Source organism: Geodermatophilus bullaregiensis (assembly GCF_016907675.1).
GTDB lineage: Bacteria > Actinomycetota > Actinomycetes > Mycobacteriales > Geodermatophilaceae > Geodermatophilus > Geodermatophilus bullaregiensis.
Map to the genome: position 1 here is coordinate 64555 of NZ_JAFBCJ010000001.1, position 22424 is coordinate 86978.

Sequence of the window (22424 nt, forward strand, 5' to 3'; positions counted from 1 at the left end):
CCTCGCTGTGTCGTGGGCCTACTGCATCGGCACGTTCAATGTGACGGAGGCCGGGCGCACGTAACACCAGAGTCGGACCGGTACCCCAAGGCGCCCAAGGAGTCGTGGCGGACGTAGGTCCTCGGGCTCTGTTTGCCCACAAGGCAAAGGCGCAGGCTGTGGCACATGTCGTGGGCGTCTTCCTCGCCGCCGCGGCTGATCAGTGACGAGTTGTGGGCGTTGGTCGATCCGCTGATCCCACCCCGCAAGCCGGCCGTGCACGGCCGCACGGGCGACCACGGACCGCGGATCGGGACGTGCTCGAGGGCATCGCCTTGGTGCTCAGCACCGACGTCGGCTGGACCAAGCTGCGTACCGAGTTGGGCTACGGGTCCGGCTGGACCTGCTGGCGGCGGATGCACGAATGGTCCGACGCCGGCGTCTTCGATCGACTGCACACCGCCGTGCTCGACCGACTTGGCGAGCGCTGCCGGATGAACTGGTCCCGGGCCAGCCTGGATGGCGTCTCCCAGGCAGGGCCGAGCCCGCCTCCGATCAATAGCCTATTGCTACCGTGTGGAGCGAAGAAATGGAGAACCTCCCGCGTGACTTCACTAGTCAGGAACAGCAAGCTGAACACGAGCTCTCCGAGGGGAATCTGGAGAGCGCTATCGAGCAGTACAGAGCCCTACTGGATCGCGCGCGTCGCGAGGATCGCCTAGAGGCTCAATGGGGTTCGTGCATCAACCTGGGCCAAATCTTCCTGGAGCGCGGCCAACTTGAGGAAGCCGAGGAGTACTTCGCGACTGCACTTTCCGTAGCAACACATCTCGAAGATCCTGACCGGGAATTTGATGCGCTCATCTTTCAGAGTTGGGCCCGCATACAGTCCTTAGACCTGCAGAAGACGCGGGCCGCCATCAAAGACCTCTTAGATGTTGTGCATCTTCGAACCCGTCCTGCTGGCGACCGAGTGGATGATGCCTATGGTCTGCTCGGCTTAGGCTACTCGAATCTCGGTGCCTTAGCAGCGGGCGCAAACTTCATGAGGCTGGGCATTGAATCGGCTAAACAGCAGTCGTCCCCCCGCCTCGGGATGTGGATAGGAAACCTCGGCATCAATCTGTTGACGTCCGGCGATATCGAGGGAGCGATCGAGAACTTGACTGACGCCATCAGACGAGAGGAGCAGCAGAATACAGGCAACAAATCTACGTGGGAGGCTGGACTGCTTTCAGCTGAAGCCCAAACTAAACGCCGGACCCCACCCGTTGGTATTACCAAGCAGCCATCCGCTGTTGCCTTTGATGCATTGGCTGTACGAGTGTCCATGCTTGAGTCCGTCCAGGACAAGATCGACTTGCTCAAGGCCGAGCATTCCACCGTTGAGACTGCGCTCAATGACGCCATGGAGGCTTGGCCGGCACTCGATGCCTTTGCCCTCTTGGATTCAGCGAAGTCCACGGTCGGTCGCGAACTGCTCTGGCGTCGAAGATTTGAGCACTCAGGCCTTGCGGGGCTGGTTAGTGGTCCCTTCGATGCGGTGATGCATGGCTTGAAAAGTTCCCAGGTGGCCGAGACTCTCGCCCGCGAATCGCAGCGTTGCGTCATTCATCTTTATTACACGCGAGATCGAGACTTCTACGCCCTAATCGGCTACTCCGTAGGTGGTCAACCGAGGGTGGAACGGGTCCGCATCGCCACAGGCTATTTCGGTCACCTTCTTTATCGGCGCCTCTCCGCGCTTATCGACGCAAGGCGCCGAGAACCGCTTGTCTCAATCAGTGAGGACTTGATTGACCTACTAGCCGAGTTCGGGGACGCGCTCCTGCCTGTACTTACACGAGTGGAGTGCGTTGAGCGGATCCTCATCCTGCCGTACAAGAAGTTGCATGCACTACCGCTTCACGCGTTGATGTCAAGGTACTTCAAGACTGACGCACTCTTAGACAGAGCCGAAGTTAGCTACTCATCGTCCCTGATGGCGAATATCGCTGCACGTTCCCGCTTCGGCCCGTCTGCCCCGTCGGAGCAAAACCTCCTGTTCGCCTTCGTGGACATGGAAGCACTCGACATTCCTGAACCGCTTGAGTGGAGCGCACTGAAGGCGCTGATTGGTGAGCCTTCTTGGTACACCCTCGTAGGGCGCGCCTCGGAGATGTCAGAGGACTTCTCGGACTTCCCCTTTCTCTTATGGTCGAGTCATGCGCTTTCGGATCCTAGCGACTGGGCGGCGAGCTACCTTGGTGCGGGACGACGGCGTCACACTGCTTATGAGATAATGAACACCTGGCATCTCAATCACGCGGAGATGGCCATCCTCTCGGGCTGCGAGACGGGTGCTGAACGATCGACAGATGACGCAGTCGACGAGTATTTAGGTCTGGATGCCGCGGTCAATATTGCTGGCGCACGCTCAGTCGTCTCCACGTTGTGGCCTGTGGAGGAGCATCTCGCCGCTATCACCTCTCTACTGCTGGTGATCGGCGTCCTATTTCGGCGAGAGAGCCCCAGTCAAGCGCTTCGACGAGCTCAATTCGACCTACTTTCGGGGAAGTGGCGCTCCTACCTCGTTGATATCTATTCTGAGCTTCGGGATCAACGTCCTGGAGTAAGGGGGGAGGCGCGTCGAACGCTTGAAATGCTACTTGACATCGATGCCGAGTCCTTCTCTGACATCATGGACTTCGCCGCCTATCGGTCCTTCGGTGCAGGATAATTCAGCCTTAGGCAGACGCAATAATTATCGCAACTGCCCCGGTCGTACACGCGGTCGCTATAGCTTGACTAGCGACGGAAATGAAGAGCCGACTGCCTTTGCGGTCGTTCACTTCTTGAATCTCAGTGAGCAGTTCTATCTCCGTTGCCATCGTCTTCCTGCGGGCTTTGGAGGGCGGATCTTGCCAGCCGGACCGGAATTCTGACGCCATCTCCTGTGCATCAACGGATCGTCGAAGGGTTGGGGCTAGAACCGCCAACGACATTAGCGAGCTACAGAGGTAAAGGAACAATCCGGAGACTAGGAGGACGGTGGTCGCCGTATTGAGCTGAAACTTGCCGTACTCCTGGGCTACGGCTCCGATGGCTAAGAGTAGTGTAACAAGCGCGCCGGACGTTGTAATCGTAGATGTGGCCCGGCCCGTGAGGCCTGCGGCAGCATTCTCCTCGGCCGCTAGTTGCTGGGTAACAAAGTCGGCGTAGTACTGGAATCCGTCATCGTTCTCGTTCATCAGGATTCTCCTGATGCTGAGGCTGCTGCGTGTCTTGTTCCGTTAGCCTTCCGAGGCGGAACTTCCCGCGCCTCAGCGGAAGAGGGCGATCTTCCGACCTCAGAGATTGCTTATCTCCGGGTGATTTGTCGTTCGGGGGATGCTGGTTGGTCGGCGAATCGGCAGTCATGTGCGGAGTCTAAGTGGATCGACGCCTACGCAGAAGGGGTGCCCGCAAGAGATGATCGAGCAGAGTCAGCGAGACATATTGCAGCCGAGGATGCCGCCCAAGGCTCCGGTTCGACCTCATACCGCGATGAGGAACGCGTAGCGCGGACGGTTGGAGCGACTGAACCTGGCTTCAGCGGCCCGCCCCGTCCCGCCTCGACTCGGCGCCGATGCGGCCGATTGGGGGTGCTGGTGGCGGCTGATCCGCCGCTCGCTCCGCGCCGGCGAGCTGGCCTCAATCGCTGCCATCACCCCACGCCGGTGCGGCTGATCCAGATGGTCGCCGTCGCTGGACGGCGGTCGACCGTTGGAGAATGCTTCCAGGCCGGCAAGGGCCTGGCCGGCCTTGGTGAGCAGCTGGCGCACCGCTGGCTGCTCGCCACGCTAGCCCACGTCCCGGTCGGGTTCGGGCCGGTCAGCTCATCCCCCTTTCGCCCGGACGCCGACCGAGTCCAGGCTGGCTCGGGACCAGTTCATCCGGCAGCGCTCGCCAAGTCGGTCGAGCACGGCGGTGTGCAGTCGATCGAAGACGCCGGCGTCGGACCATTCGTGCATCCGCCGCCAGCAGGTCCAGCCGGACCCGTAGCCCAACTCGGTACGCAGCTTGGTCCAGCCGACGTCGGTGCTGAGCACCAAGGCGATGCCCTCGAGCACGTCCCGATCCGCGGTCCGTGGTCGCCCGTGCGGCCGTGCACGGCCGGCTTGCGGGGTGGGATCAGCGGATCGACCAACGCCCACAACTCGTCACTGATCAGCCGCGGCGGCGAGGAAGACGCCGACGATGACATGACCAGCACCCTGCGCCGACCTACCTCATCCTGACGCTGCCCAACGACCTACTTCCTCTACGTCTTTTAAAGCGCCCTAGCTAGCGCGTGCAGCGACCCGCGGACACTCGTCCGGTGCCGGCCGACCCAGGAGCAACGGTTTGATCATGAACGAGCCAGAGCGACCCCTGGGGATATTCCGCGCGGTGGCTACCCGCGACAGCAATGCGCTCGACCGCAACGGTAAGCCGTTCTTTCGGCTCAATTACGTCTTCGACGACCCGAGGGATGGACCCGTCTACGAGGTCCAGTTCGACGACGGAACTTGGATTCTCGCCGCGACGCCCGACTTGGACATCGAACCGTCGAGCGATGTTGCCCGGTTCCTCAGGCGGCGCCAGCGGTCAGCAGGGCCGCCAGGTCATCCACACGCTTGAGATCTGTGACCGACACGAGATCGGCAGCAGGACGAGCCTCACTTCCCCAGGCGACGACGAAGGCGTGCGGACGCCAGGACTTGTCGACGTAGTACTCGTCCGCATCCTTCAGATAGGCGAGTGCGTCGAGGATCCCTCGGCTCTCCGCCCTCGAAGGGCTCCTCTCGGTGTACTTCACCTCGCCGATGAAGATGCGCCGGTCGGTCGTTGATTCGATGTCGACCAACAGGTCTGGGCGAAGGTCTCGGTGAGGCAGTCGCGCAGCACGTACCACCTCGGCGAGCCGCCCGGAGGATCGAGCTGTTGCGCCGATCGACCAGAGCGACGTCTGCCAGTAGATGCGCGCTTCCCTGTCCGCTGAGCGCAGTCGCGCGATCGGTGTTCGCGCCCCCAGCAGCCTCTCGGGCGGCAAACGGGTGAACCCACGCCGTTCGAGTGCCTCCGCGAGGCCGAAGCCGGCAAGCAACTCGAGAAGGGTGGACGTCTCCCGCGGAGCCAGGACCCTCCGGCTGACCAGTTCCGCAATCGTCTCCTGACTGCGGTCGTGGAACAGGTCTCGGTACAGGCGGATGAAGTCGGCCACCGGACGTCCCAGAGTCCTCGACCGGACGGCCTCCAGGTCCCGCTCAGAGAGCGAAACCGTGCGGACATCGCGCAGTTTCCGGTGTCGGAGCGTCTCACCCGCCCAGACCAGACGCTCCCAGGCGACACGACCAAGAGTTCCTGTGGGACGTAGGGACGCGGCTCTGCAGGCGGCCTCTAGGTGCTGAAGGGCCTCCCGCACGGCGCGCGCCAGCATGGTGTCGTAGCGCCGCTCGGGACGGGCACAGACGAACAGCGTCGGGTCCCATGCCGCGTAGCGTCGCTGCACCGTGGCCGCCCAGTCCACCTGCCCGACGACCGCCCCCTGCAGTTCTTGCCGTTCCATGCGCGCGACACTGGGGAGAGCAGGCAGAAGACGCTCCACCGCTGTCACGAGGCTGATCGTCTCGTCGGAGAGCAGCAGGTGCAGGGCCGTCAAGCGGGTCATGTCCCGTTGACGCATGCCGAACATCGATGACAAGACCGGGCGCAAGTCTTCGACCGCGGCGGCTTCGTAGACGTACCGCCACAAGTGGCGCTGTAGACGATCCAGAGCGTCCTGCCGACTGAGCAGCGGCAGAGGCGATGGACTCACAGATCCTGCTCGTCTTCTTCCGACCTGGCATCATCGAGCGACAGCAGCCCCGCGAGAAGCTGCTGACCGTGGTCGGACTTCTCCTGGTCCTCGTCGTCCGTGCCCGGAGCGTGACTGTCGCTCTCGGGATACAGAACCTCGCGCCTGATGTAGCGACGAGCCTTCTGCTCGTCCTCGCCCAACAGGGCAACAAGCTGCGGTTCTACCAGGGCCTCGACCGCATCCTTCATGATCGCGGCGGGGTCTATCGGCTGGCAGGTCTCGAAGGACATGCTGAGGCGGTGCGAGATGTATCGGGCCGCATCGATGATGATGGCTGGGCCCAGCTGAGGATGGCTCAGGCGCGTCAACCGGCGGAGGCGTTCGGCCAGGGACGGATGTCCAACGGTCGCGCGAGTCCGGAGGATCCAGTCCCAATCGGCTTCCGCGGCGGGCGCCGGCACCCGGATGACGGCGAAGCGCCGCATGAACGCTTCGGACAAGGTGAACAGCAGGTCGCGGTCGCGCTCGTTCATCGTGGCGATCAGCCGCCACGAGGCGGGCACCCGGTAGACCTCCGTGTTCGGCGGAACCGAGGCGCCGGGCGGCACGATGCTGTAGTGCTCGCCGTCGCCGTTGACGAATGGCAGGACGACGGGCTGACCGCTCAGAACGCTGAAGAACGGACCGATGGCCTTGTCGATGTCGGCTCGGTTCAGTTCGTCGATGACCAGCCAGGAGTCTGCGTGGATGGCTTTCAATAGGAGTCCCGGGGCGAAGACGAGCCCCCCCATTCCGGTGTTCCCCGTGTTGGGGTCCAGTCGATAGCCGCCCACCGTGTCCGTCGTGGTCCAGTCCGCGGTCCCCGTGGTGACCAGCGCCGGGCCGGACAGGCCGACGGAGGTTGCGGCCTGGGCCAGTGCCACGGCGAGGGTGCTTTTTCCGGTTCCAGGCGGACCGGTGAGGATCAGATGCTTGCCGGCCCGCAGTGCCGCCACGGCGGACTGAACGACGCTCGACGGGAATCGGACGTCGGCAGCGGCGTGGAAGACCTTGTCCAAGCCGAGCGTCATGCTGGGCACAGGTAGGTCGTCCTCGGAAGCCACTCCGTGATGGAGGAGGAGTTCCTCGATCACCTCGGCACCGATGGGGTTGATCGAGTTCCGCGGCTGCGTTCGAGGATCACCGTGGTCCAACCACGACCATGGGAGAGGCTCGTCGAGCGGAAGATAACGATCGAAGATCGCCTGTCGGTCCTCGTCGCACCTGTGCACTCGGCCGATGCGTCCGACACCGAACATCACTGCCCGATCGGCGCCTACTTCGTCGATCGCCCAGTGGCAGAGGACCCAGTCGCCGGGCTGTACTCCGTCCTTGGCTGCACGAGTCGTTCTCCAGTAGTGGTAGGTCTGGCCCTCGATGTCGGCGTATCGGGACTCTCCGCTGTACAAGAACGTCCAGCAGTTCGCATTCGGGCCGAGAAGTCCCGTTCGGAACTCTTCGTCCTCGTCGGGATACGAGCCCGCCTCCGCATCGACGGCGGCGGGAACTTGGTGGGCCGCCGCGGTTTTGGTGGGGACCAGTTCCACTTCGGCGTCGGGGGCGATGTCTTCCAGAGAAGGCATCAGGCGCCCTTCTGTCGCATGATCTTGACGATCCGAGCCCGGTCGCTGTGGCCGTCGCGAAGAATGATGCAGGCGGCGGAGAGTCGGGAGAGGGGGTCTGCGATGGTACGGCGAACCCGTTCCTCGACGTAATCGAGGCATGAGGGCTCCCCGACGACGATCACCGAGATGTCGGAGCCGCTGACACCGACCTGGCGCATGCGGGTCATCGTCTGCTTGAGGGTGTTGCGGTCCGCGATGCCCGTCCCTCCGATCGTCGAAGCACCTTCCCCGCCATCGAGCAGGCCCGCCAGAAGGGCGGCAGGCGCCTTCCACTTGGTGCTGTTGGCGTCGCTGAGGTTCACCTTGACGACCTCGGCGACGAGCGACTGCTCCTGCCACGTCGGTGAGCCGAGGTGCTCGACGGCGGCCAAGTAGTCCGGGGAGGCGCCGGCCACCGAGGGGTCATGCAATCGTGAGCCCCGAAAAGGTGTGTTACTCATCTCTGCGAGCTTCATTCTCCGTTCTTGAACCTTGGGGGCTTGGCCAGTTGTTCCCTGCGTGTCCTCACCAGGGAACGCAGTCGCTCGGCCGACTCACGGGCATCCTCGTGCTCCCAGACCCGGAAGGCCACCCAGTTCACTTCGGCGAGGCGCGCGTCCGTGTTCTGGTCCCTGGCCGCATTGGCGTTCAGCTTGTCCTCCCACCACTGGGCGTTGGCGCGGGGATAGGTTGCATGGATCGGACAGCGATGCCAGAAGCATCCGTCGACGAAGACGGCAATCCTAAGTGCCGGAAATGCGAGATCGGCCCTGCGGCGAACGCCCCCGACCGGCAGGGGGTAGTCCACTCGGTAACGCAGTCCTAGCGCATGTACCGCGCGGCGAAGGGCTAGTTCCGGCGCGGTGTCGATCCGTCGCTGCCTTCGCATCCTGGCCAACGCGGCCGGCGACGAGGCGCGGGGACGGTCCGGCAAGCGTCTCGTCACTCCTCCGGCGCCGTGGCCTCCACATGGGCCTTCATGTCGACCAGGAACTCCTCCTTGAATCGGAGTTTGGCGCGCGCGGTGCGAGAGAAAAACCCCGCAGCGGCCTTGTGGCTCAGTCGGGGGGCGGCCGTCAAGTCCACGACGCTCGGCAGGTGCTGATAGTCCTGGCGGACGGGCCACATGGACACGTGGTGCCGCCAGACGGTTCCGGCCTCTCCGGACGCAGCGGTCGGCCAGGATGCGCCGGGGGCAAGGCGCTGCGTCTCGCCCACGATGGCCGTGCCAGGCTGTCGCAGCCGCGATCCCAGCCACTCGGCCACGCCGACGGTCACGGCGTTGCCCACCAGTTTCCAACGCGGCCCCTTGGCGCGGCCGTGTTGACCGGCCTCGGTCCAACCGGTCGGGAAGCCCTGCAACCGCTCCGCGTCCTCGATCGTCGGCGTGACGATCTGGCGGCCCACCGGCGCCCCAGGCACCCAGACGGCGGGTGGAGAGGGGATGCCCAGGGTGGAGCCGCCCTTGAGCGTGGGTACGGCGTCAGGCGCCCAGCCCAGACCTCGCAGGCCTTCGGTCCAGTAGAACCCGAAGGCGTCGGAGCCATAGAAGTCGGCCTCCGGTTCGCCGGCATCGTCTGCGAACAGGACGTAGCGAGGGTCCTCGGTGGGGCTGGCCACCAGAAGAACGCGCTGCCGTCGCTGCGGGACGCCCGAGAAGCGGGAATCCACGAGCCGATAGGCCCAGCGCAGTCCAAGATCTTCGAGTTCCCTCACGAGGTAAGCCATGGCCTTGCCCTTGTCGAGGGGCAGCATGTTGCGGACGTTCTCGAAGACGATCCACTTGGGCAGCCGGGGCTGGCTCTCGAGCAGGCGGAAGACGTGACCGACCAAGCCGCTGTGCTCCCCGTGGATGCCCGCGGTTCGGCCTGCCTGTGACAGGTCCTGGCAGGGAAACCCGGCCGCCACGACGTCCACCGGAGGGAGGGTGTCGAGGGTGCGGACGTCGTCCGCGAGCGGAACGTCGGGGAATTGCTCCGCGAGGACGGCCTTGGCCGGGTCCCACACTTCGCACAGCAGCTCGGAGTGGATTCCGGCGCGAGCGAATCCGAGCTCCACGCCTCCGATCCCGGCGAACAAGCCCGCTACGGTCAGGGGATCCGCTGCGGATCGCTCGTCGTGCATGCCGGGAACTCTAGGGTCGCCCACCGACAAGCTTGTGGAACAACCCGCGACGCGGGTGCGGGTGCGAGTTACGGATCACGTACGCCTCTGATGTGCACCTTGCCGCCCGCGCATGGCGTGGGCCGTTCGGCGCGAGCCGCGAGAGCGCAACGCCGCCCGAACCAGCACGTCAGCGAGGCGCTGCGCGGGATTAGCTGGGGCGGGTCACCCTGGCGGCGGCGGTGTATCGCTCGGTCAACAAGGCCCGGGCGGCGGCCTCCACCTGGTCGGACTGGGCCCAGCCCGTGCGCTCGGCGGCCCACAGGGCTCGCCACTGGGCAAGCGCCGCCGTGCAGTCCGCGCAGTCAGAGCCCGGTGGACAAGGGCCGTGCACGTCCGGGGCTGCGGCATACCAAGCTGCCCGCGTCGGCGCGGTGTCCGGAATCCGTCGTCGCCGGCCAGCCATGAGGCCCCTCTGTGTCGATCATATGTTCGAAGCCCTGTTGGTATCCTGGCGGCAACCGGTGGGGTCCGCAACCGTGCCCGTGGCGCGCATGCCGAGGGCGTCGCTGTCAGCTGCCGACTCGGGCCCGACGGTGCCGTTGCGGGCGCGAGGCTGCGTCGACAGGGTGAGCGGGACGGGATCGTCTCAGTGGTGGCGCGGGCCGGGACCGGCAAGGCCGCACGAGAACGCCGGGGTGTCGATCGCCGGCGCGGTCGCCGGCTCTCGCCCGCGACCGGAACTGAGGGGTGGCACGTCTGATCCCCCGTGTCCTGGGATGACCGGTGTCGTCAGCAGGTGTGTTCACTGCGCCAAGTCAGTCGGCGGAGGGCCGATAAGCCGGCGCCGTGTGCTCGGCGGCAAAGGGAACCGTGTAGGTGCGACCGTCGCCGCCACAGACGGCGAGGCACCCCGCCAGGGTCAGCGTCCACCAGGTGCGACCGTCCTCGCGCACGTCGCTGTGGCTGGTGAGCGTGACGTCAACGAGGTCGCGCCGCAGCAGGTCCTTGAAGGCGGGGGAGCGCGGATCGCGCAGGCTCAGGGCGAACGCGAAGATTTCGCTCACTGGCAGTCCGGTGCCGGTGGGCGCCTGCGCGGCGGCCAGGGCGGTGCTCGCCGAGTCCAGGGCTCGGCGGGCGTCGGCGACCCGTCGGTCCGCGGTGGCCACCGCCTCGACGGCCAGCGCGAGCGCGCGTCCGGTCAGTTGCGGCTTGGTCACGTGCGCCTCGGCGCGCCGCCGTTTGTCCTCCTCCTGGTCGAGGGCTTGCGCAGCCGCGGCCTGGTCGGTGGACAGGCGCTGGAGACGGTCGTCGTCGGGAAGGCGGGGGCGAAGTCGGGGGTCGCTGGCGCCCAGGGCCTTGAGCAGCGCTACGGCAAGCGTGCTGTGCAGCAACACGGGCCCGCGGTAGTGCCGTCGTCGGGTCCGCTCCTCCTTCGACCCGGCCCGCTGATACGTGTAGTACGTGGTGCCCTCGGCATAGGTGGCGGCGTCCTTGCGGTGGCGGGCTTCGAGCGTGGCCGGGATTCCGTCGATGGTCACTGGCTGTCCGGTGAACGTGTGCCCGGGGCCGGGCCGGTGCAGGGAGCGCAGCTGCGCCTCGGCCGCGGCGATGCGGCCGTAGTCGGCGTCGCTGCAGATCGGGAGCCCGTCCGGCGTGCTCAGCTGGAGCGCGAGGTCCGGTCCGCCGTCCCCGACGCGCACCGTCAGCGTGAGGGTGCGGTGGAAGTCCCGGTGTCTCAGGATCGCCTGGCAGATGTGGTAGGCCTGGGTGCCGTGCTTGTCGTAGTGGCGGACGTGCACGGGGGTGCCGGGATCGCGATTGTGGCTGCGCACCCCGTCGGTGGAGAAGCCGTGCGCCGCCAGGTAGCGGGCGCTGGCGACCGCGTCCCAGCCGGGTAGCAGGTAGTGCCGGTAGAACCATCGGACCAGGGCGAGCTGGTCGACCGGCTGCTTGCGGCCGTCCCGGGTCTCGAACAGCTGGGGGAGTCCGTAGAGGACCTCCTCGGGTTCGGGGCGGGGGCCGGGGGTGTCGAGGAAGGCGATCTGCTCACCGACCCCACCTATCTCGGTGTCCCGCAGGCGGGCCCGTGCCAACGGGGGCGGCAGGGGAGCCGCCAGCCCGTAGCGGAATCGTCCCTTCGGAGCGGCGCCGCTGTCGGTGCGCCGCCGGTAGCCGTCGCGGGTGCGCTTCTTGGTGTGTCGGGCCTCCTCCTCGCTGCCCGCTCCGTCGTTGAACAGTTCCCGTGCCACCTGCGGTGTCAACGGGCGGGGTGCGTGCTTGAGATCGCCGACGTACACCGGCTGGCCGTGTTCCTCGCCGATGTCCTCCAGGGCGTAGACCAGGCTGGCCAGCGGAAAGCCGGCCCGTCCCCAGGCGCGGATCTCGTTGCAGTACACGAGGACCGGTGACCACTTCCGGATGGCCTCGGCGGCGAGTTCGATCGCCGGCTGGCGGTGGTGGCGGTCGATCTGCACTCCGGTGCCGTACTGCAGCAGCAGCACCAGCCCGCGCGGAGCGGCGTCGGTGTAGACGAAGCGGTGGTTCGTGAAGGTGCGGCCCTGCCGGTCGTAGCTGGTGCGCGTGTCGGCCAGGGTGGTCAACCCGGTGAGCAGAGTGGCCTTGTCCGGCAGCAGTGGTCGCACGTCGATGCCCCAGGCGGCGAGGCCGTCGGCGGCGCTGAAGATCCCATCGACCGCCAGGTCGCGGGGCCGGACACCGCCGTCGCCGCTGGCCCGGCTGGACAGCACCACCCTGCCGTCGGCACGCAGCTGGACACGAAGGCCGGGATCGCAGCCCGGCTGCAGGAGCAGGCCGGGCCGGGACCGTCGCGGTCGGGATGCACGGCTCATCGGAGCCTCCCTGAGTATGATGCTGGCAGCATAATAGCCGAGTGGAACTGTGGTGGGCGCTGACCGCGCGTGGGGCCGCGGACGCGGGATGGCGCGTGGCCGGGCCGAGTGGCCTGGTCTACCGGGGTGCGCCCGGGGCGCCACGGCCGCGGCCCCGGGAACCGGTGGGTGCGGCTCTCGCCCGCTGCCGTCCCGACGAACTGCGCCTGCCGGCGCCGCCGGACTGGCATCCGTCGGCCGCCGCGGCGGTCTGGGCCGCTGCGCTGGTCGCCGCGGTGGCGCTCGGCCTGCCGCGGGTCCGACTGGGATCGGTGCTGCTGGGGCGCACGGACCCGGTGGACGCCGCCGTGCTGACCCTCCTCGCATCGCGCGCGGCGCTGACCGCCGACTCCTCGGAGGTCGGTGCCGCACAGACGCGCTCCAGCCGGACCGTGCAGCGCGGCGGCGCCGTGCCGGCCAGGACGGCCAGGAGCATGGCGGCCAGGCCCCGGCCGGGGTGCCCTCGGTGCTGAGCGAGCACCAGGCGAGCCGGGCACGCACAGTCGCGGGGGCAGCGGGCGTCATCGCGGCGGGGCGTCATCGCCGCAGCCTCCGGTCGGTTCCGCGGCTCCCGGGCCGGAGAGCCGTAGCACCATCGGTGCTCCGTCCGTCGGCAGTTCGATGATCAGTCGGGCGCCTGGGGGCAGCAGGATCGTCAGGCCCGGGCCGGTTCTGTCCGCATCGGCGCCGCCGGGTGCCCGTGCCAGCGACTCCGCCGGTGGCTCGGCCGGTCGACGCGGGGGCTCCTGCTGGGTGCCAGGGCGCTGCCGCCGCGCGAACGTCCGTGCCGACTGGGCGTCGTCCCACGGATGGGTGTCCGAGGGGGCGGGGGGCAGCCCCGCGGACGGGGCTTGAACCCCTGCGGCCGGGGCAACAGCCCCGGGATGGGTGTCCGAGGGGGGACTTGAACCCCCACGCCCGATAAAGGGCACTAGCACCTCAAGCTAGCGCGTCTGCCATTCCGCCACCCGGACGAGTGCGGATCAGAGACTACCCGACCGCCGGGGTCCGGTGGCGCACCCCCTGCCCCGGCCCGGCTGCCTGCCGCGGGAGCCCGGCCGCCTGCCGCGGGAGCCCGGCCGTGGCCACCGCCACCCGTCCACGGCCGGCCCGCTTGGCCTCGTACAGCGCCCGGTCGGCCGCCGAGTACAGCTCCTCGACGTCGGCCGCCTGCCCGGCGGTGTGCGCCAGCCCCAGGCTGATCGACAGGGACAGCAGCGTCCCGTCGGCCAGCGCCAGGGGCGTCGATCGGACGGCCTCGTGCACCCGCTCGGCCCGGGTCGCCGCCACCGCCGCCGGGCAGTCCGGCAGCAGGACGGCCAGCTCGTCACCCCCGAGCCGGGACACCACCGCGTCCTCGCTGCGCACCTGCTCGCGCAGGATCCGGGCCAGGTGCACCAGGACCGCGTCGCCGACCGGGTGGCCGTGCGCGTCGTTGATCTGCTCGAGGGTGTCGACGTCGGTGAGCAGCAGCGCCGTGCCGGACGCCGTCCTCCGCGTGCGCGCCCCCGCCGGCGCCTCGTCGAACACCCGCCGGTTGACCAGCCCGGTCAGCGCGTCGATCCGAGCCTGCTGGCTCAGCGCGTCCACCAGCCGCTGCTGCACCCGGCCGGCGCGGACGAGCACCACCGCCAGCACGACCAGGACCGCGGCGAACGTGGCCAGGTCGACGACGGCCACGGCCGGCGGCGTGAGGACCAGCAGGGTCACGGCCTCACCCCCCACGGCGGCCGTCGTCGCGAGGACGATCCCCGCCGGCCGCAGGCGCGACCCGGCCCACAGCACGGGTAAGACGAAGGCCTGCGCGGCGGCCGAGGCGTCGCGGGTGACGAGGTCGAGCCCGCAGACCATCGCGACACCGCCCACTGCGGTGAGCAGCCCGAGGTGCAGCCGGTCGTAGCGCTCGGTGGTGACCGCCCGGCCGGCGCCGGCGGGCAGCGCCACGACGACCACGGCGTGGGCGACCAGGACGACGGCGCCGGTCCCGTCCGGCACGACCAGCCCGAAACCGGCCACGACCGCGGCGCTGACCGACAGGATCAGCGTCGACGAGTGCGCCGCCGCTGCGGGGTCGCGCGCTCGCACCGCCGCCGGGGTGTCCATGCCCGCTGCATCCGCAGCGGCCGGCGCCGGGTCCAGCACTGCTCACCCGGCGGGGTGACCGGCGGGACCGGTGGCACGATCGACGGCATGCCCGAGACGACGTCCGCCCCGCGCGCCCAGGACGAGGTGGCGGAGCTGCTGTCCGACCTGATCCGGATCGACACGACCAACACCGGCGACACCGCCACCGGCGCCGGTGAGCGCCGCGCCGCGGAGTGGGTGGCCGGCAAGCTCGACGAGGTCGGCATCGACTCGCAGGTCCTCGAGTCGGAGCGGGGGAGGGCGAGCCTGGTGGCCCGCATCCCCGGGGAGGACCGCAGCCGTCCGGCGCTGCTGGTGCACGGCCACCTCGACATCGTCCCCGCCGATCCGGCCGAGTGGAGCGTGCACCCCTTCTCCGGCGAGGAGCGCGACGGCTACGTCTGGGGCCGCGGGGCCGTCGACATGAAGGACATGGACGCGATGACCCTGGCGCTCGTGCGCGAGTGGGCGCGCACCGGCGTCCGGCCGCCGCGCGACGTCGTGCTGGCCTTCGTCGCCGACGAGGAGGCCGGCGGCAGGCTCGGCGCCCGCTGGCTGGTCGACGAGCACCCCGACCTGTTCGCGGACTGCTCCGAGGCGATCAGCGAGGTCGGCGGCTTCAGCATCACCGTCCGCGACGACCTGCGCCTCTACCTGGTGCAGACCGCGGAGAAGGGGCTGGCCTGGATGCGGCTGACCGCCACCGGCCGGCCCGGGCACGGCTCGTTCGTGCACGACGACAACGCCGTCACCCGGCTGTGCCAGGCCGTCGCGCGCATCGGGTCCACCCGCCTGCCGACCGTGCTCACCCCGCCGATGCGGCAGTTCCTCGACGCGGTCAGCGACGCCTACGGCATCGAGATCGACCCGGACTCCCCGGAGGAGGCGCTCGCCCGCCTCGGCAGCATCAGCCGGATGATCGGCGCGGCGCTGCGCAACACCGCGAACCCGACGATGCTCGACGCCGGCTACAAGGCCAACGTCATCCCCGGCACCGCCTCGGCCACCGTCGACGGCCGCTTCCTGCACGGGCAGGCGGAGGAGTTCGAGCGGCAGCTGGCCTCGCTCACCGGCGAGGGTGTGCAGCGCGAGTGGGTCGTCCACGACCAGGCCGTGGAGACGACGTTCGACGGCCCGCTGGTCGACCAGATGGTCGCCGCGCTCAAGGCCGAGGACGACGGCGCGCGCCCGGTGCCGTTCACCATGAGCGGCGGCACCGACGCCAAGAGCTTCGAGCGCCTCGGGATGCGCTGCTTCGGCTTCTCCCCGCTGCGGCTGCCGGCCGACCTGGACTTCGCCTCGCTGTTCCACGGCATCGACGAGCGGGTGCCGGTGCAGTCGCTGCGCTTCGGCGTCCGCGTGCTCGACCGCTTCCTGCGCGCGGTCTGACGCGCCGTCCCGCCGCTTCCCGTCGCAGCGGGCCACCGCGGGGGAGGCGTCCCGACGGCCGACGGAGGCGGAACGGGTCCGTGGTGTGATGCCGGGGTGACCTCTCCCACACCTGCCGGCCCCGGCTCCGTCGCGCTGATCACCGGAGGGACCGGCGGCTTCGGCCGCGCCCTCGCCACGAAGCTGCACGAGCGCGACGTCACCGTCGTCCTCGCCGACCTCGACAGCGACCGCGCCCGCGGCACCGCGGACGAGCTGGGCGCCTCCTTCCTCCCGCTCGACGTCACCGACCGCGCGGCCAACGAGGCCGTCGTCGCCCGGGTGGAGGCCGAGCACGGCCGGCTCGACGCCGCCTACCTCAACGCCGGCATCTCGGCGGCCAAGAGCGACGACGCCCTCGACCTCGACGAGTTCATGCGCGTGGTCGACGTCGACCTCTTCGGCGTCGTCTACGGCGCGGTGGCCGCACGCCCGGCGATCACGCGGGCCGGGGGCGGCGCGATCGTGGTGACCGCGTCGCTGGCCGGCCTCTCGCCGATGCCCACCGATCCGGGCTACAGTGTGGCCAAGGGCGGTGCGATCGCCTTCGTCCGGTCGATGGCGCCGCGGCTGAGCCGCGAGGGGATCACCATCTCCGCCATCTGCCCGGGGTTCGCCGACACCGCGATCATCGACCGCATCCGCCACGAGTTCGAGGCCGCGCAGTTCCCGGTCATCCCCGCCGCCGAGGTCGCCGACGCGATGGTCATGGCCTGGACGTCGGGCGAGCCGGGCGCCGCCTACGTCATCCAGCCGGGCGTGGGCACGGTGCCGTACCGGTTCAAGGGCGTGCCGAGCGCGAAGACGGCGACCGGTGAGACCGCCGTCGTCCCCGAGGCGCTGCGCCCGCCGTCCGTGCGCTGACACCGTCCTCCCTCACCGCAGCGCGTCCTCCCTCACCGCCCACCGTCAGGGAGGACGCGCCACGATCAGGTCCCCTGATCGCGGCCGACCACCGCCGGACCCCGTGACGGCGGTCACCGGGGCTCTGGCAGGGTCGGGCGCATGCGTGCATGGCGGGTACACGAGCTCGGCGACCCCTCCGAGGTGCTCCGGCTGGAGGACGTCGAGCGGCCCACCCCGGCCGAGGGCCAGCTGCTGGTGAGGGTGCGGGCGGCGGCGCTGAACTTCCCCGACGTGCTCATGGCCGCGGGCAAGTACCAGGAGCGCCCGCCGCTGCCGTACACGCCCGGCGTCGAGCTGTGCGGCGAGACCGAGGACGGCCGGCGGGTGATCGGCGGACCGGCCGGCGGGCCCGGCGCCTTCGCCGAGTACGCGCTGATGAACGCGCACGACGCCTGGCCGGTGCCGGACTCGCTCAGCGACGAGAAGGCCGCCGCCCTGTACCTGACCTACCAGACCGGGCACGTCGGCCTGCACCGCCGCGCACAGCTGCAGGCGGGGGAGTGGCTGCTCGTGCACGCCGGGGCCGGCGGTGTCGGCTCGGCGGCCATCCAGCTCGGCAAGGCCGCCGGCGCCAGGGTCATCGCCACCGCGGGCGGCGCGCACAAGGTCGAGGTCTGCCGCGAGCTCGGCGCCGACCACGTCGTCGACTACACGACCGAGGACTTCGTCCCCGTCGTCAAGGAGCTCACGGGCGGCGAGGGCGCCGACGTCGTGTACGACCCGGTCGGCGGCGACGTGTTCGACAGGAGCCGGAAGTGCATCGCCTTCGAGGGCCGGCTGGTCGTCGTCGGCTTCACCAGCGGCCGCATCCCCGAGGCGCCGGCCAACCACGCGCTGGTCAAGAACTACAGCGTCGTCGGGCTGCACTGGGGGCTGTACAAGAAGAAGGACCCGGCCGTCATCGGCCGGACCCACGACAAGCTGGTCCGCCTGGTCACCTCCGGTGCGATCGACCCGCTCGTCGGGCAGGTGCTCCCGCTCGACCAGGCCCCGCGCGCGCTGGCCGCGCTCGCCGACCGCGCCACGGTCGGGAAGGTCGTGCTGGTGCCCTGACGGCCCCCGGCGAGGAGGTCCTCGCCCCTCAGGTGACCGGCATCGGCAGGTAGGACAGCCGCGCACGGCGCCGCAGGATGGCCTTGCGGGTGCCGTCGGCGTGCAGCTGCAGGCGGGCCAGCTCCCATCCGCCGACGTCGACCTGGAGGCTCAGCATGGTGGCCGCTGCGGAGCGGGACGTGCCCGGCGGGATCCGCAGCGGCGCGTACTCGTAGTCGTCGGCCGTGCTCACCTGCCCGATGTTGCCACGGCCCACCCGGCGAGGTCATCCACGCGTCGTCCCCCGGTCACCCGCGCGATCGGGGCTGCCGCGGCCGCGGCCGGGCGGCAGGATGGGCGCCGGACCCCGACCGCGCACCGAGGAGGACGACGTGACCGAGCCCGGTACCGCCAGCGACGCCGACCGCGCGGAGCAGGAGGCGCTCCTCGAGCCGGCCGGTCCCGTGCTGGCCGGCGACGTCGACGCGATCGGCGACGGCGTCCCGGAGGCCGACGCCCTCGAGCAGCAGCTGGCCACCGCGCCCGGAGCGGCCGGCACCCCGAGGGGGGTGGGCGACCGCGACGCGAACGAGGCCGACGTCCTCGAGCAGGAGGCCGACGTCCCCCTCGACGACGACGAGCGCACCGACTGACCGGCAGGGCCGGGTCGGCCGGCGCTTCCCCCGGGACGGCGACTGTGGTTAGGCTGCCCTAACTCATCGTCCCGAGGGGGAGCCTTGACCACCTGCCCCGGTTCCCCGGCGCTGTCGCTCGCCGGCGCCGCCGAGCGCGCCCGCACCGCCGCCACCCGCAGCGCGGCCGCCGTCTGCCTCCCCGGCCGGTCGCCGGGCCGGCCGCTGGCGCACGCCACCACCCGGGACGGGCAGGTGCTGGTGCTGGTGCCCGCCGACGGCGACGTCGCCGCCGCCCTCGACCGCGGGCCCGACCCCGACGTCTCGGCGCTGCTCATGGTCAGCGACCGCGCCCCGGTGCCCCTGCGCGACCCGGTCCGCGCCACGCTGTGGCTCTCGGGCTGGCTGACGCCGGTGCGCCCGGCCGACCGGACGGCGGCCGCGCTCGCGTTCGCCGAGGTCCGCCCCGAGGGCGCGCTGCTCGACGTCGGCGGGGCGGCCACGCTGCTGCGCCTCGACCTCGCCGAGGTGGTGCTGCGCGAGGGCGCTGCGTGCACCGAGGTCTCGCCGGCCGGGTTCGCCGCCGCCCGCCCCGACCCCCTGGCCGCCGTCGAGGCGCGGATGCTGCAGCACCTCGACCGCGACCACCCCGACGTCCTCGCCGCGCTGCGCAGCCGGGTCGCCGTCGGCCCGGGGGAGACGGTGCGCCCGCTCGGCGTCGACCGGTTCGGCTACCGGCTGCGGGTGGAGCGCCCGGGCGGGCACCGCGACGTCCGCGTGCCCTTCCCCCGCCCGCTCGCCTGTCCCGGCCAGCTGCCCGCGGCGACGGCGCAGCTGCTGTGCGCCCTGCGCGCCGGTCCCGCCTCGTGAGGACCCTGCAGCGGGGCCGTCACCCGAGGTCGTCGCGCAGGATCTGGGCCAGGCGGGTGCGGCGGGGGCGCACGTCGACCTCCCGCACCGCCCGCGCCAGCGCCGCGCCGGACGCGTGCACGATCGACAGGTGCTGCTGCGCCCGCGTGAGCGCGGTGTAGACCAGCGGCCGCGAGAGCATCCCGCCGGCCTCCGGGGGCAGCACCACGACCACGCCGGGCCACTCCGAGCCCTGCGCCCGGTGCACGGTGATCGCCCAGCCGTGCTTGAGGTCGGGCAGCGCGTCGCCGGGCACGGTGACCGGGCCGGAGGCGAAGGCGACGTCGAGCGTCCCCTCGCCGGTGCCGGTGACCACGCCGACCTCCCCGTTGGCGAAGCCGACCGGCTCGAGGTCGAGGTGGTTGGCGGTGGCCACCACCCGGTCGCCGACGTCGAAGCCGAACACCGTGCCGTCGCCGGGGTTCAGCCGCTCCTTGAGCGCCTTGTTCAGCTCGATCGTGCCGGCCGGGCCGCGGTGCACCGGTGTCACCACCTGCACGTTGCGCGGCTCGATCCGCAGCGCCCGCGGGATCGAGTCGGTGACCAGCTGCACCACCCGGCGCGCGGCCTCGCCGCTGCCGCCGGCGGGCACGACGACGACCTCGCGGTCGGGGGAGTCCACCGGCGGGAGCTCCCCGGCGCGGACGGCGTTGGCCAGCCGGGCGATCGCGCCGCCCTCGGCCTGCCGGTAGAGCGTGGTCAGCTCGGTGACCGGGACGACGCCGGAGTCGATGAGGTCGCCGAGCACGTGCCCGGGACCGATCGAGGGCAGCTGCGCCGGGTCGCCGACCAGCAGCAGGTGGGTGCCGTCGGGGCAGGCCTCGAGCAGCGCGGCGGTCAGCTCGACGTCGAGCATGGAGGCCTCGTCGACGACCACGACGTCGGCGTCGAGCGGCCACTCCTCGTTGCGGGCGAACCCGCCGCCGAAGCCCTGCGAGCCCAGCAGCCGGTGCACGGTGACCGCCGGGTGGTCGGTGAGCTCCTCGAGGCGCTTGGCCGCCCGGCCGGTGGGCGCGGCCAGCGCCACCTCGGTGCCCTTGGCCTGCAGCAGCCGCACGACGGCGGCCACGGTGCGGCTCTTGCCGGTGCCCGGGCCGCCGGTGAGCAGCGAGACCCCGGCCCCGAGCACCTGCGCGACGGCCTGCTTCTGCGCCTCGTCGAGCCCCTTGGCCACCGACCGGACGGCGGCCGGGTCGGCGATCCGCCCGGCCGTGGCGGCCAGCCGGGCCACGCCCTCGGCCACCGCCTCCTCGGCCATGCCGTACCGGGCCAGCGACAGCGTGCGCAGCGCCGGGTCCGGCTCGGGCAGCTCGTCGGGATCGGCGTCCTCGGCTGACTCCGGCTCCGGCGGCTCGTGGTCGAGCACGTCGCCGGACTCCACCGCCGCGACGACCGCGGCCACCGGGTCGGCCACGCCCTCGGCGCGCAGCGCGGCCACCACCAGGTCGGCCGGCAGCACCGTGTGCCCGTCGCGGGCGGCCGTGCGCAGCGTCATCGTCACGATCGCGCGGCCGCGCCGGGAGTCCTGCCGGTCGGCGCCGGGGAGGACGGAGACGGCCAGCCGGTCGGCGTCGGTGAGGGAGACACCGTGCAGGGCGAGCAGCGCCCACGGGTCGTCGCGCAGCCGGCGGGCGGCGTCGTCGCCGAGGGCGTCGGCGGCCGAGGACGCCAGCTTCGCCTCCAGGCCGGCCCTCACCAGCAGCGCGACGACGGAGTAGGTGGGCTGAGCCGCCAGGAACGAGGAGAACAGCCGCTCGGCGCGCTGCCGGCCGACGCGCGGCATCCTCAGCAGGTTGGCGGCGGTGACGTCGTCGGGCGTGGTGATGCCGGCGGCGGGCAGTTCCGCGGCGGCGCGCTTGCCCAGCCCCGGCCACAGGCCGGCGGCGCAGAAGGCGGCGAAGACCGGGTCCGGGGCGGCCGGCGTCGGGACGGCGCTCATCGGGCCGACCGCTGGTCGGGGTAGGAGAAGTGCGGCGCGGAGACGTCCTCGAGCGCCGTCCGGATGGCCGCCGGCAGCCGCACCGCGTCGGCGTCGAGCGAGGCCTGCAGCTGCTCGGCGGTGCGCGCGCCGACCACCGGGGCCACCACGCCGGGGCGGTCGCGCACCCAGGCCAGCGCCACGGCCAGCGGGCTGGTGCCCAGGCCGTCGGCGGCGGTCACCACCGCCTCGACGATCCGCTCGGACACCGCCGAGCGCAGGTCGTCGATGAAGCCCTGCCAGTCGGGCGAGGCCCCGCGCGACCCGTCGGGCGTGCCCGCCCGGTACTTGCCGGTGAGCAGGCCGCGACCCAGCGGTGACCAGGCGAGGACGCCGAGCCCGAGCGCCTCGGCGGCGGGCACCACCTCCCGCTCGACGCCGCGCTGCAGCAGGGAGTACTCGACCTGGGTGCTCACCAGCGGGGTGCGGCCCGGCCAGGCGCGCTGCCAGGTGGCGGCCTGCGCGGTCTGCCAGCCGGTGAAGTTGCTCACCCCGACGTAGCGGACGCGGCCCGAGGAGACGGCGGCGTCGCACGCGGCGAGGGTCTCCTCGACCGGGGTGTGCTCGTCCCAGGCGTGCAGCTGCCACAGGTCGACGTGGTCGACGCCGAGGCGCTCCAGCGAGGCGTCGAGCGCGGCCAGGAGGTGCCCGCGGGAGGCGCCGCGGCCCATCGGCCCGGCGCCGGTGCGGCCCACCGCCTTGGTGGCCACCAACACCTCCGAGCGCGGGACGACGTCGGCCAGCAGCCGCCCGAGGGTGCGCTCGCTGTCGCCGTCGCAGTAGACGTCGGCGGTGTCGACGAGGGTGCCGCCCGCGTCGACGAAGGCGGTGAGCTGCACGGCCGCGTCGTCCTCGTCGGTGTCCCGGCCCCAGGTCATGGTGCCCAGCGCCAGCCGGGAGACGACCAGGCCGCTGCGCCCCAGCGCCCGTTGTTCCACGACCGGCCAACCTACCGCCGTGCCGGGCCCCGGGCCGGGGGACGCGGCGAGTGTGGGCAAC

At 70.6% G+C, this 22424-nt stretch carries 19 protein-coding genes, 1 tRNA gene and 2 pseudogenes; 8 read left to right on the forward strand and 14 right to left on the reverse strand.

What is annotated here, in order from left to right:
- Positions 1-165: 165 nt before the first annotated feature.
- A pseudogene (locus tag JOD57_RS00235) lies at positions 166-509 on the forward strand (transposase); the annotation flags it as partial.
- 44 nt (positions 510-553) lie between these two features.
- Complete coding sequence (locus tag JOD57_RS00240; RefSeq protein ID WP_204690051.1) at positions 554-2698, forward strand: CHAT domain-containing protein; 2145 nt, start codon at positions 554-556, stop codon at positions 2696-2698.
- Positions 2699-2705: 7 nt separating this feature from the next.
- Here JOD57_RS00240 and JOD57_RS00245 read toward each other — a convergent pair whose 3' ends face one another.
- The 9 genes and pseudogenes from JOD57_RS00245 to JOD57_RS00285 all read right to left on the reverse strand — a co-directional run bounded on the left by JOD57_RS00245 (position 2706) and on the right by JOD57_RS00285 (position 12377).
- A complete protein-coding gene (locus JOD57_RS00245; protein ID WP_204690052.1) occupies positions 2706-3209 on the reverse strand; it encodes a hypothetical protein in 504 nt (167 codons plus the stop codon).
- A gap of 285 nt (positions 3210-3494) precedes the next feature.
- Entirely contained in the window at positions 3495-3782 is a 288-nt protein-coding gene (locus JOD57_RS00250) for a hypothetical protein (RefSeq protein WP_204695052.1), read from the reverse strand.
- Positions 3783-3814: 32 nt separating this feature from the next.
- Positions 3815-4204 (reverse strand): annotated as a pseudogene (locus tag JOD57_RS00255) (transposase); the annotation flags it as partial.
- A gap of 366 nt (positions 4205-4570) precedes the next feature.
- Positions 4571-5734 carry a serine/threonine-protein kinase gene (locus tag JOD57_RS00260; RefSeq protein ID WP_204690053.1) on the reverse strand — a complete coding sequence of 388 codons (1164 nt, stop codon included), beginning with the start codon at positions 5732-5734 and terminating at the stop codon, positions 4571-4573.
- A gap of 59 nt (positions 5735-5793) precedes the next feature.
- On the reverse strand, positions 5794-7401 hold the full coding sequence (locus tag JOD57_RS00265; protein ID WP_204690054.1) for an AAA family ATPase: 1608 nt from the start codon (positions 7399-7401) through the stop codon (positions 5794-5796).
- Positions 7401-7838, reverse strand: a complete 438-nt coding sequence (locus tag JOD57_RS00270) for a hypothetical protein (protein WP_204690055.1) — start codon at positions 7836-7838, stop codon at positions 7401-7403. The genes JOD57_RS00265 and JOD57_RS00270 overlap by 1 nt, the downstream gene beginning before the upstream one ends.
- Before the next feature lie 56 nt (positions 7839-7894).
- The gene (locus JOD57_RS00275; protein WP_204694483.1) at positions 7895-8311 is read right to left on the reverse strand and encodes a very short patch repair endonuclease; all 417 of its coding nucleotides are present in this window, start codon (positions 8309-8311) and stop codon (positions 7895-7897) included.
- A gap of 53 nt (positions 8312-8364) precedes the next feature.
- Positions 8365-9546, reverse strand: a complete 1182-nt coding sequence (locus JOD57_RS00280) for a DNA cytosine methyltransferase (RefSeq protein WP_204690056.1) — start codon at positions 9544-9546, stop codon at positions 8365-8367.
- 797 nt (positions 9547-10343) lie between these two features.
- The gene (locus JOD57_RS00285) at positions 10344-12377 is read right to left on the reverse strand and encodes a hypothetical protein (RefSeq protein WP_204690057.1); all 2034 of its coding nucleotides are present in this window, start codon (positions 12375-12377) and stop codon (positions 10344-10346) included.
- Positions 12378-12472: 95 nt separating this feature from the next.
- Between JOD57_RS00285 and JOD57_RS00290 the strand changes: the two genes are divergently transcribed.
- Entirely contained in the window at positions 12473-12889 is a 417-nt protein-coding gene (locus tag JOD57_RS00290) for a hypothetical protein (protein WP_204690058.1), read from the forward strand.
- Between the two features lie 416 nt (positions 12890-13305).
- On the opposite strand, the gene JOD57_RS00295 is transcribed toward JOD57_RS00290, so the two are convergent.
- Both JOD57_RS00295 and JOD57_RS00300 read right to left on the reverse strand, forming a co-directional pair.
- Positions 13306-13390: transfer RNA gene (locus tag JOD57_RS00295), tRNA-Leu, on the reverse strand.
- 16 nt (positions 13391-13406) lie between these two features.
- Positions 13407-14519, reverse strand: a complete 1113-nt coding sequence (locus JOD57_RS00300; RefSeq protein WP_204690059.1) for a GGDEF domain-containing protein — start codon at positions 14517-14519, stop codon at positions 13407-13409.
- Between the two features lie 87 nt (positions 14520-14606).
- Here JOD57_RS00300 and JOD57_RS00305 point away from each other — a divergent pair, with 87 nt between their 5' ends.
- From JOD57_RS00305 to JOD57_RS00315, 3 genes are all read left to right on the forward strand, one after another.
- Positions 14607-15929: a M20/M25/M40 family metallo-hydrolase gene (locus tag JOD57_RS00305; protein WP_204690060.1), complete on the forward strand. Its 1323-nt coding sequence runs from the start codon at positions 14607-14609 to the stop codon at positions 15927-15929.
- A gap of 96 nt (positions 15930-16025) precedes the next feature.
- Complete coding sequence (locus JOD57_RS00310; RefSeq protein WP_204690061.1) at positions 16026-16832, forward strand: SDR family oxidoreductase; 807 nt, start codon at positions 16026-16028, stop codon at positions 16830-16832.
- Positions 16833-16973: 141 nt separating this feature from the next.
- Positions 16974-17927, forward strand: a complete 954-nt coding sequence (locus tag JOD57_RS00315) for an NADPH:quinone oxidoreductase family protein (RefSeq protein WP_204690062.1) — start codon at positions 16974-16976, stop codon at positions 17925-17927.
- A gap of 28 nt (positions 17928-17955) precedes the next feature.
- Here JOD57_RS00315 and JOD57_RS00320 read toward each other — a convergent pair whose 3' ends face one another.
- The gene (locus JOD57_RS00320) at positions 17956-18159 is read right to left on the reverse strand and encodes a DUF5703 family protein (RefSeq protein ID WP_204690063.1); all 204 of its coding nucleotides are present in this window, start codon (positions 18157-18159) and stop codon (positions 17956-17958) included.
- A gap of 139 nt (positions 18160-18298) precedes the next feature.
- On the opposite strand from JOD57_RS00320, the gene JOD57_RS00325 reads away from it, so the two are divergent.
- The gene (locus JOD57_RS00325; RefSeq protein ID WP_204690064.1) at positions 18299-18559 is read left to right on the forward strand and encodes an Rv3202a family protein; all 261 of its coding nucleotides are present in this window, start codon (positions 18299-18301) and stop codon (positions 18557-18559) included.
- An 84-nt stretch (positions 18560-18643) separates the two neighbouring features.
- Positions 18644-19408 carry a DUF2470 domain-containing protein gene (locus JOD57_RS00330; RefSeq protein WP_204690065.1) on the forward strand — a complete coding sequence of 255 codons (765 nt, stop codon included), beginning with the start codon at positions 18644-18646 and terminating at the stop codon, positions 19406-19408.
- A gap of 19 nt (positions 19409-19427) precedes the next feature.
- On the opposite strand, the gene JOD57_RS00335 is transcribed toward JOD57_RS00330, so the two are convergent.
- Positions 19428-21386 carry an AAA family ATPase gene (locus JOD57_RS00335; RefSeq protein WP_204690066.1) on the reverse strand — a complete coding sequence of 653 codons (1959 nt, stop codon included), beginning with the start codon at positions 21384-21386 and terminating at the stop codon, positions 19428-19430.
- Positions 21383-22363, reverse strand: coding sequence for an aldo/keto reductase (locus tag JOD57_RS00340; RefSeq protein ID WP_204690067.1), 981 nt, complete (start codon positions 22361-22363; stop codon positions 21383-21385). Before JOD57_RS00340 ends, JOD57_RS00335 begins: the two co-directional genes overlap by 4 nt.
- Positions 22364-22424 lie beyond the last annotated feature (61 nt).